Origin of the sequence: Marinobacter sp. MIT932201 (genome assembly GCF_047123295.1) — a bacterium.
GTDB lineage: Bacteria > Pseudomonadota > Gammaproteobacteria > Pseudomonadales > Oleiphilaceae > Marinobacter > Marinobacter salsuginis.
The window spans coordinates 1,649,310-1,664,869 of record NZ_CP138917.1 but is presented as its reverse complement, the minus strand read 5'-3'; the positions used below and the strand labels follow the sequence as shown (position 1 = coordinate 1,664,869).

Genomic DNA, 15,560 nt, shown 5'->3' with positions numbered 1-15,560 from the left:
CCTTACCTGAGCGAGCGATGCTCGCTCTGCCTTCGGCACCGGTGCGGACACTCCCGTAGGTCATCTCTTTCTTGCAGCTAATAAAAAACCCCAGCACCGAAGATGCTGGGGTTTTGGTATTAGGAGCCTGACGATGACCTACTCTCACATGGGCAACGCCACACTACCATCGGCGCTGGTCTGTTTCACTTCTGAGTTCGGGATGGGATCAGGTGGTTCCAGACCGCTATGGTCGTCAGGCAAAACGGTTGATCACTGGGGGACGGGATAGAACGGTCAGTTGGACTGACAGTGATGTTTGATTTCGTTTGAGCTTGCGCTCTGCGTTATCCGCAATTGTCTTGGGTGTTATATAGTCAAGCCGCACGAGCAATTAGTATCGGTTAGCTCAACGCCTCGCAGCGCTTACACACCCGACCTATCAACGTCCTGGTCTTGAACGGCTCTTCAGGGACCTCGAGGGTCCAGGGAGATCTCATCTTGGAAGGGGCTTCCCGCTTAGATGCTTTCAGCGGTTATCCTGTCCGAACATAGCTACCGGGCAATGCGACTGGCGTCACAACCCGAACACCAGAGGTTCGTCCACTCCGGTCCTCTCGTACTAGGAGCAGCTTTCCTCAAATCTCCAACGTCCACGGCAGATAGGGACCGAACTGTCTCACGACGTTCTAAACCCAGCTCGCGTACCACTTTAAATGGCGAACAGCCATACCCTTGGGACCGGCTTCAGCCCCAGGATGTGATGAGCCGACATCGAGGTGCCAAACACCGCCGTCGATGTGAACTCTTGGGCGGTATCAGCCTGTTATCCCCGGAGTACCTTTTATCCGTTGAGCGATGGCCCTTCCATACAGAACCACCGGATCACTATGACCTACTTTCGTACCTGCTCGACGTGTCTGTCTCGCAGTTAAGCGGGCTTGTGCCATTACACTAACCGCATGATGTCCGACCATGCTTAGCCCACCTTTGTGCTCCTCCGTTACGCTTTGGGAGGAGACCGCCCCAGTCAAACTACCCACCACACAGTGTCCTCATCCCCGATAAGGGGACCAAGTTAGAACCTCAAACATGTCAGGCTGGTATTTCAAGGTTGGCTCCATGAGAACTGGCGTTCCCACTTCAAAGCCTCCCAGCTATCCTACACAAACATGCTCAAAGTTCACTGTGAAGCTATAGTAAAGGTTCACGGGGTCTTTCCGTCTAGCCGCGGATACACCGCATCTTCACGGCGATTTCAATTTCACTGAGTCTCGGGTAGAGACAGCGCCCCCATCGTTACGCCATTCGTGCAGGTCGGAACTTACCCGACAAGGAATTTCGCTACCTTAGGACCGTTATAGTTACGGCCGCCGTTTACCGGGGCTTCGATCAAGAGCTTCGCGCAAGCGCTAACCCCATCAATTAACCTTCCGGCACCGGGCAGGCGTCACACCGTATACGTCCACTTTCGTGTTTGCACAGTGCTGTGTTTTTAATAAACAGTCGCAGGGGCCTGGTATCTTCGACTGGTCTCAGCTCCACCCGCAGGGGCTTCACTTACTGCCAGCGTGCCTTCTCCCGAAGTTACGGCACCATTTTGCCTAGTTCCTTTACCCGAGTTCTCTCAAGCGCCTTGGTATTCTCTACCTGACCACCTGTGTCGGTTTGGGGTACGGTCTCGAATAGCCTGAAGCTTAGAAGATTTTCCTGGAAGCATGGCATCAATGACTTCCCGCTCTATGAGCAGTCGTCGTCACGTCTCGGGATTGTGGACCCGGATTTGCCTAAGTCCACTCCCTACTCGCTTAAACCGGGACAACCGTCGCCCGGCTCACCTAGCCTTCTCCGTCTCTCCATCGCAGCTATCCAAGGTACGGGAATATTAACCCGTTTCCCATCGACTACACCTTTCGGTCTCGCCTTAGGGGCCGACTCACCCTGCGCCGATTAGCGTTGCGCAGGAACCCTTGGTCTTCCGGCGTGCGGGTTTTTCACCCGCATTGTCGTTACTCATGTCAGCATTCGCACTTCTGATACCTCCAGCATGCTTCTCAACACACCTTCGCAGGCTTACAGAACGCTCCCCTACCCCGCATACAAAGTATGCAGCCGCAGCTTCGGTGACCAGTTTGAGCCCCGTTACATCTTCCGCGCAGGCCGACTCGACTAGTGAGCTATTACGCTTTCTTTAAAGGATGGCTGCTTCTAAGCCAACCTCCTAGCTGTCTGAGCCTTCCCACATCGTTTCCCACTTAACTGGTACTTGGGGACCTTAGCTGGCGGTCTGGGTTGTTTCCCTCTTCACGACGGACGTTAGCACCCGCCGTGTGTCTCCCGGATAGTACTCACAGGTATTCGGAGTTTGCATCGGGTTGGTAAGTCGGGATGACCCCCTAGCCGAAACAGTGCTCTACCCCCTGTGGTATTCGTCCGAGGCGCTACCTAAATAGCTTTCGGGGAGAACCAGCTATCTCCGGGCTTGATTAGCCTTTCACTCCGATCCACAAGTCATCCCCTGGCTTTTCAACGACAGTGGGTTCGGTCCTCCAGTGCCTGTTACGGCACCTTCAACCTGCTCATGGATAGATCGCCCGGTTTCGGGTCTATGCCCAGCGACTAAATCGCCCTATTCAGACTCGGTTTCCCTACGGCTCCCCTAAACGGTTAACCTCGCCACTGAACATAAGTCGCTGACCCATTATACAAAAGGTACGCCGTCACGGAACAAGTCCGCTCCGACTGCTTGTACGCATACGGTTTCAGGATCTATTTCACTCCCCTCACAGGGGTTCTTTTCGCCTTTCCCTCACGGTACTGGTTCACTATCGGTCAGTCAGGAGTATTTAGCCTTGGAGGATGGTCCCCCCATGTTCAGACAGGATATCACGTGTCCCGTCCTACTCGATTTCACCAGACTCAGGTTTCGGATACGGGGCTATCACCCACTATGGCGGCACTTTCCAGAGCCTTCTCCTACCAGTTGTCTAGCTTAAGGGCTAGTCCCCGTTCGCTCGCCGCTACTTAGGGAATCTCGGTTGATTTCTTTTCCTCGGGGTACTTAGATGTTTCAGTTCCCCCGGTTCGCCCCTTACACCTATGGATTCAGTGTAAGGTACCGACCCGAAAGTCGGTGGGTTTCCCCATTCAGAGATGCCCGGATCACAGCTTGTTTGCCAGCTCCCCGAGCCTTATCGCAGGCTTCCACGTCTTTCATCGCCTCTGACTGCCAAGGCATCCACCGTATGCGCTTAGTTGCTTGACTATATAACCCCAAGACAACTGTGTTCCATCTATCGATAACTTGGTAAACCAGGGCATCAATAAGTGGAGACAGTTCCTTGAAGCGATATAACAACCACTTCAACGACAACACCGGATAACGCTTGAAATCGCTATCACATTGAACATATTCCTCTCGGAGATAATGAGAGAAATATCTTCGTGTTCTATCTCGTCCAATTTGTTAAAGAGCAAATCTGACCCAGTGATCAGAAAGAAGGGCTTCGAACTTGTTCATCAAGTTGAAACACTTGTTTCTGCACACTGCTAACCGAAGCTAGTCAGTAATTTGGTGGAGCTAGGCAGGATCGAACTGCCGACCTCCTGCGTGCAAGGCAGGCGCTCTCCCAGCTGAGCTATAGCCCCAGAACTTGTCCAGCTTCCGTTACTCGTCGTTGCAGCATTCATTCGCATCAGTCATGACCCATCGAGGGTCACTCCTTCACTCATTCAAGCTGCGCCTAGATTAACGTAATCTGTCCTGCGCTCTGCTATCGTCTCCAAGACCAGGATTTTGCTGAACTAGGCGTCAAAGTGCGCCGCATAGCCTGCTATGCAAGTGCTTTGACAACGACGAGCAGTGAAATTCTGGTGGGTCTGGGTGGACTTGAACCACCGACCTCACCCTTATCAGGGGTGCGCTCTAACCACCTGAGCTACAGACCCAAAAACACGGGCCTGCAACGACCCATCTGCTCTCTTTATTCAGCCAACCAAGTAATTCGTGTGGACTCTGACCGAAGCATTCGGCTTCGTTTAAGGAGGTGATCCAGCCGCAGGTTCCCCTACGGCTACCTTGTTACGACTTCACCCCAGTCATGAACCACACCGTGGTGATCGTCCTCCCGAAGGTTAGACTAACCACTTCTGGTGCAATCCACTCCCATGGTGTGACGGGCGGTGTGTACAAGGCCCGGGAACGTATTCACCGTGACATTCTGATTCACGATTACTAGCGATTCCGACTTCACGCAGTCGAGTTGCAGACTGCGATCCGGACTACGACGCGTTTTGTGAGATTGGCTCCCCCTCGCGGGTTTGCAGCCCTCTGTGCGCGCCATTGTAGCACGTGTGTAGCCCTGGCCGTAAGGGCCATGATGACCTGACGTCATCCCCACCTTCCTCCGGTTTGTCACCGGCAGTCTCCCTAGAGTTCTCAGCCGAACTGCTAGCAACTAGGGATAGGGGTTGCGCTCGTTACGGGACTTAACCCAACATCTCACGACACGAGCTGACGACGGCCATGCAGCACCTGTGTCAGAGTTCCCGAAGGCACCAATCCATCTCTGGAAAGTTCTCTGCATGTCAAGGCCAGGTAAGGTTCTTCGCGTTGCGTCGAATTAAACCACATGCTCCACCGCTTGTGCGGGCCCCCGTCAATTCATTTGAGTTTTAACCTTGCGGCCGTACTCCCCAGGCGGTCTACTTAGTGCGTTAGCTGCGCCACTAAGACTTCAAGAGTCCCAACGGCTAGTAGACATCGTTTACGGCGTGGACTACCAGGGTATCTAATCCTGTTTGCTCCCCACGCTTTCGCACCTCAGTGTCAGTATTGGTCCAGAGTGCCGCCTTCGCCACTGGTGTTCCTTCCTATATCTACGCATTTCACCGCTACACAGGAAATTCCACACTCCTCTACCATACTCTAGCCTGACAGTTCGAAATGCCGTTCCCAGGTTAAGCCCGGGGCTTTCACATCTCGCTTATCAAACCACCTACGCGCGCTTTACGCCCAGTAATTCCGATTAACGCTTGCACCCTCCGTATTACCGCGGCTGCTGGCACGGAGTTAGCCGGTGCTTCTTCTGTGAGTAACGTCAAGGCTGGCCGGTATTAACGACCAACTTTTCCTCCTCACTGAAAGTGCTTTACAACCCGAAAGCCTTCTTCACACACGCGGCATGGCTGGATCAGGGTTGCCCCCATTGTCCAATATTCCCCACTGCTGCCTCCCGTAGGAGTTCGGGCCGTGTCTCAGTCCCGATGTGGCTGATCATCCTCTCAGACCAGCTACGGATCGTCGCCTTGGTAGGCCTTTACCCCACCAACTAGCTAATCCGACATAGGCACATCCAATAGCGCAAGGTCCGAAGATCCCCTGCTTTCCCCCGAAGGGCGTACGCGGTATTAATCCGGGTTTCCCCGGGCTATCCCCCACTACTGGGCAGTTTCCTATGCATTACTCACCCGTCCGCCGCTCGTCAGCGGAGTGCAAGCACCCCCTGTTACCGCTCGACTTGCATGTGTTAAGCCTGCCGCCAGCGTTCAATCTGAGCCATGATCAAACTCTTCAGTTTAAATCATACTGAAACCCGAAGGTTTCAAAAATCATGCTCAAGACAAAACTCAATTTCGACGAGTCACTGTCCTGATATTTCATATCCGAAATACCTCGGCCAGCACCCACACGAATTACTTGGTCAACTTTTTAAAGAGCGTTTGAGCTGTTGCTCAATCAAGGCCGCGTATTCTACATCGTTCCGCTGCCTTGTCAACCGTTTATTTGAAGAATTTCAAAATTCGTTTTCTTCAATACTTTCAAGCAGTTGCCTTTCGAATCCGGAGCCGCCTAAGTGGCTTGCCCCTCGAAAGAGATGCGCATTCTACAGACCTCTCAGGAGGTGTCAACGCTTGCTTCGAATTTTTTTCGAAAAACCTCACCAAGCCGATTTTTGACACCCAATTCCAAGAAAGATTCATAATTCAACGATAACCGATTGCGCAGCATCGCGCGCCTTTTTCCGCGCCTCTTCTATTGAGGCACCCTTCGCAAGCGCAACCCCCATTCGACGACGCCCTTTTAGCTCTGGCTTTCCGAACAGGCGCAACTGGGTATCCGGCTCCGATAGCGCGGACTCCAACCCTGTATAAGAGACTTCTGCTGAATCCCCCTCGGGGAGAATCACCGCCGAAGCTGACGGGCCGGTCTGACGGATAGAGGGGATAGGCAGCCCCAGAATAGCCCGTGCATGGAGTGCAAACTCGGAAAGGTCCTGGGAAACAAGGGTTACCAACCCGGTATCATGAGGGCGTGGCGATACCTCAGAGAACCAGACGTTATCCTCTTTAACGAATAGCTCGACGCCATAGATGCCATATCCGCCGAGATTTTCCACCACAGCACGGGCAACTTCAGCCGAGCGCTCATAGGCCAGCGGCGCCATCGGCTGAGGTTGCCACGACTCACGGTAGTCTCCGTCTTCCTGACGATGCCCTATGGGCTCACAAAACGAAACTCCATCCCGGTGCCTTACAGTCAGAAGAGTTATCTCATAATCGAAGTCCACGAAACCCTCAACGATCACTCTTCCTTTGCCGGCTCGCCCGCCAGACTGCGCATATTCCCACGCGGCCTCAATTTCACCTTCGGTCTTGACCGTGCTTTGCCCTTTTCCCGAGGAGCTCATCACCGGCTTAACGACCAGTGGCAGGCCGATTTCCTGAACGGCAGCAAGATACTCCTCCCGGGAACCTGCAAAGCGGTATGGTGAGGTTGGCAATCCGAGCTCTTCGGCCGCAAGGCGACGAATTCCCTCACGATTCATTGTGAGGTTCACCGCTCTGGCGGTTGGGATAACGTGGTACCCCTCCTCTTCCAACTTAACCAGTTCCGGCGTTGCTATGGCTTCAATCTCAGGAACAATCAGATTTGGCTTTTCCTGCTCGATGACGCGACGCAGGCTGGCGCCATCCAACATATCGATGACGTGACTTCGATGGGCCACCTGCATGGCAGGCGCATCGGCATAACGGTCGACCGCGATCACTTCAACGCCATAGCGCTGCAACTCGAGAACAACTTCTTTTCCGAGCTCACCGGATCCACAAAACAGAACCCTGAAAGCATTACCTTTGAGGGGAGTACCAATTCGAACTGAGTCAGTCATGATCTGCCAGCACCTCTATTAGCCGTGAATCAGGGATCTCTTTTCTCGCTCCGACACCTTTCGTAGCACCTCGCGACGTTCTTCGTTATCCATTCGGGTCCAGCGGGTGATTTCGTCCCCGCTCCGATGACACCCGACACAGACATCATTCTCATCCAGTGCACAGATGCTCACGCAGGGTGAACGCACTTTATCAGCGACACTCATTTCTTCGGCTCGCAGGGCTTGAGTTCATCGACATAGCGGGCCGCGTTCTGCACGTAGTGTTGCGCGCTCATTTCCAGCATCTTTTTCTGGTTGTCGTTCAGCTCCCGCTTGATCTTGCCGGGAGAGCCAACAACCATGGAACCATCCGGTACCTCCATTCCCTCTGGAATGAGGGCGTTGGCACCAATCAGGCAATGCTTGCCGATCTTCGCTCCATTAAGTACAACCGCGTTGATGCCAATCAACGAATAGTCTCCGATCTCACAGCCGTGAAGCATGACCTTGTGGCCGACCGTTACGCCCCTTCCAAGCGTAAGCGGCATACCCGGGTCGGTGTGCAGAACTGAGCCATCCTGGATATTCGTTTCCGGCCCAATGGTAATCAACTCATTGTCCCCGCGGATAACGGCGTTAAACCAGACGCTGGCATTATCCATGAGCCTCACATTGCCTATCACCGAGGCATTGTCAGCTACGAAGTGCCCCTCACCCGACAATTCCGGCGTTCGGTCATTCAACTGGTAAAACATGTCAGCCTCCTTCAGGCGGTTCAAGCAAGTCAATTCCGGCATCGTACACAGCGTTCAGGAAATCAACCAGAACCACGGCCGACAGCCCCCAGATTTCGTAACGTTCCCACCGATAACACGGAACGTAAAAGGTATGGTTGAGAAAGTTCAGAGCATCCGTGCGCTCTCGCTGGTCCTCCAGAAAAAAGGAGAGAGGCACTCGAAATACACTTTCGATCTCGTGAGGATTCGGCTCCAGAGGATGATCCCCGGGAATGACACCGACGTACGGAGTAACCAGAATTCCATAGCGGGACATCACCTGGCTGAGCGGCGCAATAATCTGGACCTGCTCCGGCGGCAGCCCAATTTCCTCGTGGGTTTCACGCAACGCAGTTGCTGCCAGAGATGGGTCCCCGGGATCCCGCTTACCGCCAGGGTAAGCTACCTGTCCGCGATGGGTGGACAGATTTTCAGACCTGAGCGTAAAGATCATTTCAGGGTTTCGGTGATCATCGGTTATCGGAACCAGAATCCCGGCCTCGGGATAATCCAGCGCCAGCTGCCGCGGCGCATAGCCGGCGAGTCGCTCGGCAAGTAAATCACGCAATGTTCGTCTCCACGTTACATCCGGAGGTTGGATGAGACAGAGGCAGCCGGGATCGTTAAACTGACTACCAAACCAATTCAGTATACGGGGAAAATCATGAAGTACTGCAGCACATGCGGCCAGCCGGTTGAACAACGCATCCCCGAGGGCGATAACCGGCACCGCTATGTCTGTGTAAGCTGCGATACCATACATTACCAGAACCCGCGCATTGTCGCCGGAACCGTTCCCGTATGGGAGGGGCAGATACTGCTGTGCCGAAGAGCGATCGAACCGCGCTATGGCTACTGGACACTGCCGGCTGGATTCATGGAGAACGCAGAAACCACCATTGAAGCCGCCGAGCGTGAAACCATGGAGGAGGCTCTCGCTGAAGTAAACATTGAGGGGCTCTATTCGATTATCGATGTGCCACACATCAATCAGGTTCATATGTTCTATCGAGCCACCCTGAAGGACGGGCAATTCGGCGCCGGTGAAGAGTCCCTGGAATCCAGGCTTTTCGGCCTCGACGAGATTCCCTGGGAGGAGATCTCATTTCCAACCGTGAAGCGAACCCTCGAGCTGTTTCTGGCCGACTACAGGCGCGAATCTTTCGACGTCCATGTGAGCGACATACGCCACCCCATGGCAAAAGACCGTAAATAAAGCCGCAACCTATAACTCCGCCATCCGATAAACCTCGTAAGCGGGCTCCTCGTAAGGATGAGCCCGTTTGAGCGCTGCGAGGGCCTCCCGAATCAGCTCGTCGGCACAGACCAGCTCAACCTTGTACTCGTCTACCGCTTCAATCGCACCGGCTTTGCCAATAAACGGGTCGCTTCCCTCAAGCGGGCGAAACTGGCCCTGTCCTAGACATTGCCAGGCACAGCAATCGTAATCGCCGATACGGCCAGCTCCGGCATCAAACAAGGCCTGCTTGGTTTGCTCTACGTGGGTTTCCGGAACGAAATAACACAGCTTGTACATAGCAAACCCTCCTCCGGATCGGATATTTTTTGTACAGAATAATAGCTTAGACACTTACCCACAGATTCTGTGGATAACTCTGGGGAAAGTTTTTGGGAACACGGCCCCAAACCCCGTAATCACTGCACTTTCGTTAAATTGGCGACAAAATCACCCGATTCATTTAATCTTTACTTTTCAATAGGTTATGAATTTTGCGCAAAAGTTGAACCGATTTCCCGGTCTTTGTGCACAGAACAAACAAGAAGGCACCAGCAATGTGCATAAAAATACTGAGTCAAGGGGATTTTTGCCAATTTCGCCAATTTTTTCCCTTGAAAAACGCCCGGAAACGGGGCAGCCAATAAAAAAGCCGGCTTTGGAGTGAACGCTCATGTTGAACGCATCCAAAACCGGCTCTTCCTGACGCTGAGGATTAACCGAACCAGCGTCTCGCATTTCGGAACATGCGAATCCAGGAACCGTCCTCCTGCCATTCTGACGGCCGCCAGGAATGCTGAACAGCTCGGAACACCCGCTCGGGATGCGGCATCATGATGGTAACCCTGCCATCGCGAGTGGTAACACCGGTAATTCCGGCTTCCGATCCGTTCGGGTTATAGGGGTAACGAACCGTTGCCTGCCCCCGGTTATCCACGTAGCGCAGAGCCACGAGCTCGTTTTCGGAGAGCGCCTCTGCGGAAGTGCCGCTGGCAAATTCAACCCTGCCTTCGCCATGAGCTACCGCAATCGGCATACGGGACCCGGCCATGCCATCCATGAACGCAGAAGGCGACGGCATCACCTCAGCCATGACCAGCCTTGCTTCAAACTGTTCCGATTGGTTGCGGACAAAACGAGGCCAGCCCTCGCTGCCAGGAATCAGTTCGTGCAGATTGGATAGCATCTGACAGCCATTGCACACGCCCAGCGCCAAAGTGTCCTGGCGATTGAAGAATGCCGCGAACTGGTCTCTGACACGATCACTGAACAGGATCGATTTGGCCCAACCTTCACCAGCGCCCAAAACGTCGCCGTATGAGAAGCCGCCACAGGCAACCAAGCTATTGAAACCACCCAGTGTAACCCGACCGGAAAGCAAATCGCTCATATGCACGTCGACAGAATCGAAACCGGCGCGATCAAAGGCAGCCGCCATTTCGACCTGGCCATTCACACCCTGCTCTCGCAGAACCGCAACCTTCGGTCGAATGCCTTTATTGATATAGGGGGCCGCCACATCTTCGTTGATGTCGTAGGTAAGCTCGGCATGAAGGCCCGGATCTTCCACATCCAGCAGATTATCGAATTCTTCACGGGCACAATCGGCGTTATCCCGCAGAGACTGAACTCGGTAACTGGTTTCTGCCCAAAGACGCTGAAGCTCTACACGAGGTTCATCCACAACGATGCCACCCTCGAAAGTGAGGCGAAGACTGTCGGTGTCGTTCGGGCTGCCAATCACGCTGATGTAATCACCCAGACCCGCGGCAGAGAACTGCTGCAGAACAAAGCCCGTGTCTTCCCTGCGCACCTGGATGACTGCACCCAGCTCTTCGTTAAACAGTTCCCTGGCAAACTGACTGCGATCCTCAGCCAAGCCGTCCAGCTTGATATCAACGCCACAGTGGCCGGCAAAGCACATTTCGGCCAATGTGACGAACAGGCCACCATCGGAGCGGTCATGATAAGCCAAAAGCTTATCGTCTGAGTTAAGACCCTGGATCACCGCAAAGAAAGCCTTGATGTCCTCTGGATCATCCAGGTCCGGTGCCACGGCGCCGACCTGACGGTAAACCTGAGCCAGAGCCGAACCACCCAGGCGGTTCTGGCCCGCGGCAAGATCCACCAGGATCAAATCGGTCTCACCAGCATCCTTAACCAATTGGGGTGTCAGCGTTCTGGCAACATCGGTTACCGGGGCAAAGCCACTAACGATCAGTGAAAGCGGTGCGGTTACGCTCTTCTGCTCGCCGTTGTCTTCTTCCCACATGGTCTTCATGGACATGGAGTCCTTGCCCACCGGAATCGTGATTCCAAGTTCCGGGCACAGCTCCATGCCTACCGCGCGAACCGTCTCATAGAGATTTTCATCTTCGCCCGGGTGTCCGGCAGCTGCCATCCAGTTCGCCGACAACCGTATATCCGACAATTTACCGATCGGCGCGGCGGCCATATTGGTAATGACTTCACCAACAGCCATGCGGCCGGACGCCGGGGCATCAATCGTTGCAACCGGCGTTCGCTCGCCCATGGCCATAGCCTCTCCCGTACGGACATCGAAGGACGTAGCGGTAACGGCGACATCGGCAACCGGGACCTGCCAGGGCCCAACCATCTGGTCCCGTGCTACCAGGCCGGTAATGGTCCGGTCACCGATGGTGATCAAAAAGCTCTTGGAACCAACCGATGGCAGACGCAGAACACGGCGAATGGCGTCGTCCAGGTCGATTTTGGTGGAGTCGAAGATTGGCTTGGTAAAGGAAGCTCGACTGACGCTTCGGTGCATACGCGGCGGCTTGCCAAACAGCACTTCCATCGGAAGGTCCACCGGCTTGTCGTCGAAGTAGGAATCGCCCAACTCCAGGTGGTGGGCCTCTGTCGCTTCACCAATCACGGCATAGGGGCAACGTTCCCGACGGCAAAGGGCGTCAAACCGCTCCAGATTTTCCGGAGCCACGGCCATCACATACCGTTCCTGGGATTCGTTACACCAGATCTCCAGCGGTGACATGCCCGGCTCGTCACTGGGAATGTCGCGAAGCTCGAATTTGCCGCCGCGGCCGCCATCTTTCACCAGTTCCGGCATGGCATTGGAAAGACCGCCGGCACCAACATCGTGAATAAACGCGATCGGGTTTTGGTCCCCCATCTGCCAGCAACGGTCGATGACTTCCTGGCAGCGACGCTCCATCTCCGGGTTATCCCGCTGAACCGACGCGAAGTCCAGGTTTTCGTTACTGGATCCGGAATCCATGGACGAGGCCGCCCCGCCACCGAGGCCAATCAGCATCGAGGGGCCACCCAGCACGATGAGCTTGGCACCCACCGGGATATTGCCCTTCTCCACGTGCTCTTCACGAATATTGCCGAGACCGCCGGCAATCATGATCGGCTTGTGGTAACCGCGGACTTCCTCGCCAGCGGCACCCGGCACTTTCTCTTCAAAGGTGCGGAAATAACCGGCCAGATTGGGACGACCGAACTCGTTGTTGAACGCCGCGCCGCCAATCGGGCCTTCGATCATGATATCCAGAGCTGAAGCAATCCGCTCCGGTTTGCCATATTTGATTTCCCATGGCTGGGGGTCGTCCGGCAGGTTCAGGTTGGAAACTGTGAAGCCGGTCAGACCTGCCTTGGGCTTGGAGCCCCGCCCGGTTGCGCCCTCGTCGCGAATTTCGCCGCCGGAACCCGTTGCCGCACCGGCCGCCGGGGCAATCGCCGTGGGGTGGTTGTGGGTCTCTACCTTCATGAGGATATGAATATCTTCCTCGTTGTACCCGTAGACCCCGGTCTCCGGATCCGGGAAGAAGCGGCCACCCCGGCTGCCCCGGATAACAGAGGCGTTATCCTTGTACGCCGAGAGAACGCCCTCGCTGTTCATTTCGAAGGTATTGCGGATCATGGCGAACAAAGATTTTTCCTGGCCTTCGCCGTCAATATCCCAGGACGCATTGAATATCTTGTGACGACAGTGCTCGGAGTTCGCCTGTGCAAACATCATGAGCTCAACATCGGTCGGATCCCTTTCAAGATCCGTGAAAGACTTCACCAGGTAGTCGATTTCATCTTCGGCGAGCGCCAACCCCAGGCGTGAGTTCGCCTCAACCAGCGCATCGCGGCCACCCGCCAGAACAGGAACCCGACCAAGAAGGCGCGGTTCTTCATGACTGAACAACAACTCCGCACCGCCCATTTCATGGAAGACCTTCTGGGTCATGCGGTCATGCAGCAGTGCTGCGATCTTCTCACGCTGTTCAAGCCCCAGCTTCCGACCGGAACGAATGTAATAAGCCGTGCCCCGCTCGATTCGGTGTATCTGACGAAGGCCGCAATTTCGGGCAATGTCCGTTGCCTTGCTTGACCAGGGTGACAGGGTTCCCGGGCGCGGAACCACCAGAAAGAGCACCCCGTCCGGCTCTTCCACCGGCACACTCGGGCCATAGGTCAGTAGCCGGTCCAGAATAGCCTGCTCTGCGTCGGAGAGGTGCGCCTCCAGATCGACAAAGTGCATGAACTCTGCATAAACGTGTTCGACTTCAGGCACGATATCCTGAATCCGGGAATGCAGTTTGCGGGAACGGAATGGCGAGAGCGCGGGTGCGCCGCGAAGTTCAAGCATGATATCAACCTGTATCGCGCGAAACGGGGAAGTCTGGGTGCAATTTGAAAGGCCGCCATGATACTCGAAAGCGGGTTCGGGATACAGCGCTTGAAGCGTTAATCCCCGACCGCACAATTGACATTGTTTTGCATATTAATTAACCAGATTTATTGACCGGACATCCACCACCAAGGATCATTGGCAATGTGGAACGGATTTCCACACTCAGGATAGCGAGGGTTGCCAAGTTGCCATCGGTAAAGCAACCAGATGATCCAGCCGTGACGGAGACTCGGGACTTGCCCAGAATTTTTGCTGCATTTACAGGCGCATCCGCCAAGATAGCTTGCCTCCTTGGCGCGGCCCTGACATTGACCGGATGTTCACAGCCCAGCACTCTCCAGGAAATTCGGGAGGAGGGTGTGCTGCATGTCATTACCCGTACAGCACCTTCTATCTATGTGGAAAGTGAGGACGGCCCAACCGGTTACGACTATGAACTGGCCAAACTGTTCGCCAACGAGCTGGGCGTGAAACTCCGGATCCGGGTCGCCGAGGACAATACCGAAATTTTGTCAGTGCTGGAGAAGAACTACGCCCACCTGGGCATGCTGGGACTCTCCAGCCAGCCGGAAGCGGTCGGCCAGCACCATACCGTGGCTACCGGCATCAACGCACAATCGATACTGGTTTATAACCGGGAAATGGAACGCCCTGAATCACTGGCAGACCTGGCCGGAAAACCCCTCCACGTGGTGGCTGACAGCAATCATGAACATCGCCTGAATCAGGCCCGGGAAGAAATCTCGGAGCTTCAGTGGCAAGTGCACCCCGGGCTGGACGCTGCTGGGGTTCTGTCCCGGGTCGAGAGCGGCGAATTTCCATATGCGATGGTTTCCTCCAACGAACTTGATCTGAACCACGTGTTTTATCCAATGGTCAAGGAGGCATTTGCGGTGGGCGAACCTGGCGAACTGGCCTGGTTTTTCCCGTCGGCGCAAGATGACTCCCTGGCAAAAGCCGCCCGGCAATTCATCGAAACCCTGGAGGCCGACGGCACCCTGGCCCAGATTGCCGAACGCTTCTATGGGCACCTGGACCGACTCAATTATGTCGGCGCCCGCACCTTCATGCACCACGTCGAAAACCGCTTGCCCAAGTACGAATCGCTGTTTCGGGACTATGCCAGGGAATTCGATATGGACTGGAGGCTTCTTGCGGCCATCGGTTACCAGGAATCCCACTGGCGTCCCAACGCGGTATCCCCCACCGGCGTCCGCGGTCTGATGATGCTGACGCGGAACACAGCCAGCCACATCGGGATCAACAACCGGTTGGATGCAGAGGAAAGCATCCAGGGCGGTGCCAAGTATTTCCGGATCGTGCATGAGAAGATTCCCGAACGTATCCCCGAACCAGACCGTACCTGGTTCGCCCTCGCCTCTTACAACGTGGGATTTGGCCACCTTGAGGACGCCCGTCGCCTGACGGAAGGTGCAGGAAAAGACCCGGATCGGTGGATGGATGTGAAGGAATTCCTGCCACTGCTGGCTGAGAAGGAGTGGTATACCAAGACCCGCTTTGGCTATGCCCGGGGCCACGAGCCAGTCATCTACGTTCAGAATATCCGGCGTTATTATGATGTCCTAGCCCGACTCAACGAACCTGCGACGCCCGCGCCAGACCGGGAAGCGCAAATCGTAAAGATGGAGGAAAGCCAGAAAGCCGGAGTTCTTTCAGACAGACTGCAGCCGGACGAAAAACTCCGGGCTGGCCTGCCGGCAGAGCTGGGCATGATCCCCCCGACCCTTTGA

8 protein-coding genes, 2 tRNA genes and 3 rRNA genes are annotated in these 15,560 nt (G+C 55.0%); 2 read left to right on the top strand and 11 right to left on the bottom strand.

Annotation, left to right across the window (positions count from 1 at the left end; genetic code table 11):
- Positions 1–125: 125 nt before the first annotated feature.
- The 9 genes from rrf to SIC15_RS07520 all read right to left on the bottom strand — a co-directional run bounded on the left by rrf (position 126) and on the right by SIC15_RS07520 (position 8,474).
- Positions 126–240, bottom strand: a 5S ribosomal RNA gene (rrf, locus tag SIC15_RS07560).
- A 112-nt stretch (positions 241–352) separates the two neighbouring features.
- Positions 353–3,244 (bottom strand): 23S ribosomal RNA (locus tag SIC15_RS07555).
- Between the two features lie 307 nt (positions 3,245–3,551).
- Positions 3,552–3,627, bottom strand: a tRNA-Ala gene (locus SIC15_RS07550).
- Between the two features lie 223 nt (positions 3,628–3,850).
- Positions 3,851–3,927, bottom strand: a tRNA-Ile gene (locus SIC15_RS07545).
- A gap of 91 nt (positions 3,928–4,018) precedes the next feature.
- A 16S ribosomal RNA gene (locus SIC15_RS07540) occupies positions 4,019–5,558 on the bottom strand.
- Together the 16S, 23S and 5S rRNA genes with 2 tRNA genes alongside form the textbook arrangement of a ribosomal RNA operon.
- A gap of 399 nt (positions 5,559–5,957) precedes the next feature.
- Positions 5,958–7,148, bottom strand: coding sequence for a formate-dependent phosphoribosylglycinamide formyltransferase (purT, locus tag SIC15_RS07535; protein ID WP_412537367.1), 1,191 nt, complete (start codon positions 7,146–7,148; stop codon positions 5,958–5,960).
- Between the two features lie 18 nt (positions 7,149–7,166).
- Entirely contained in the window at positions 7,167–7,355 is a 189-nt protein-coding gene (locus SIC15_RS07530) for a DUF1289 domain-containing protein (RefSeq protein WP_083231869.1), read from the bottom strand.
- Positions 7,352–7,885 carry a gamma carbonic anhydrase family protein gene (locus SIC15_RS07525; RefSeq protein WP_069184839.1) on the bottom strand — a complete coding sequence of 178 codons (534 nt, stop codon included), beginning with the start codon at positions 7,883–7,885 and terminating at the stop codon, positions 7,352–7,354. Before SIC15_RS07525 ends, SIC15_RS07530 begins: the two co-directional genes overlap by 4 nt.
- A gap of 1 nt (position 7,886) precedes the next feature.
- Complete coding sequence (locus tag SIC15_RS07520; protein ID WP_412537366.1) at positions 7,887–8,474, bottom strand: NUDIX hydrolase; 588 nt, start codon at positions 8,472–8,474, stop codon at positions 7,887–7,889.
- A gap of 96 nt (positions 8,475–8,570) precedes the next feature.
- Here SIC15_RS07520 and SIC15_RS07515 point away from each other — a divergent pair, with 96 nt between their 5' ends.
- Complete coding sequence (locus SIC15_RS07515) at positions 8,571–9,122, top strand: NUDIX hydrolase (RefSeq protein WP_412537365.1); 552 nt, start codon at positions 8,571–8,573, stop codon at positions 9,120–9,122.
- A gap of 9 nt (positions 9,123–9,131) precedes the next feature.
- Here SIC15_RS07515 and SIC15_RS07510 read toward each other — a convergent pair whose 3' ends face one another.
- Together SIC15_RS07510 and purL are read right to left on the bottom strand one after the other, a co-directional pair.
- Complete coding sequence (locus SIC15_RS07510) at positions 9,132–9,443, bottom strand: YqfO family protein (RefSeq protein WP_136632249.1); 312 nt, start codon at positions 9,441–9,443, stop codon at positions 9,132–9,134.
- A 415-nt stretch (positions 9,444–9,858) separates the two neighbouring features.
- Complete coding sequence (purL, locus tag SIC15_RS07505; protein ID WP_412537364.1) at positions 9,859–13,764, bottom strand: phosphoribosylformylglycinamidine synthase; 3,906 nt, start codon at positions 13,762–13,764, stop codon at positions 9,859–9,861.
- A gap of 281 nt (positions 13,765–14,045) precedes the next feature.
- Here purL and mltF point away from each other — a divergent pair, with 281 nt between their 5' ends.
- Positions 14,046–15,560, top strand: coding sequence for a membrane-bound lytic murein transglycosylase MltF (gene mltF, locus SIC15_RS07500; RefSeq protein WP_412537363.1), 1,515 nt, complete (start codon positions 14,046–14,048; stop codon positions 15,558–15,560).

Bases quoted from the DNA above. Each gene is read 5' to 3' on its own strand.
- purT (WP_412537367.1), bottom strand. From the start codon at position 7,148: ATGACTGACTCAGTTCGAATTGGTACTCCCCTCAAAGGTAATGCTTTC.
- SIC15_RS07530 (WP_083231869.1), bottom strand. From the start codon at position 7,355: ATGAGTGTCGCTGATAAAGTGCGTTCACCCTGCGTGAGCATCTGTGCA.
- SIC15_RS07525 (WP_069184839.1), bottom strand. From the start codon at position 7,885: ATGTTTTACCAGTTGAATGACCGAACGCCGGAATTGTCGGGTGAGGGG.
- SIC15_RS07515 (WP_412537365.1), top strand. From the start codon at position 8,571: ATGAAGTACTGCAGCACATGCGGCCAGCCGGTTGAACAACGCATCCCC.
- SIC15_RS07510 (WP_136632249.1), bottom strand. From the start codon at position 9,443: ATGTACAAGCTGTGTTATTTCGTTCCGGAAACCCACGTAGAGCAAACC.
- purL (WP_412537364.1), bottom strand. From the start codon at position 13,764: ATGCTTGAACTTCGCGGCGCACCCGCGCTCTCGCCATTCCGTTCCCGC.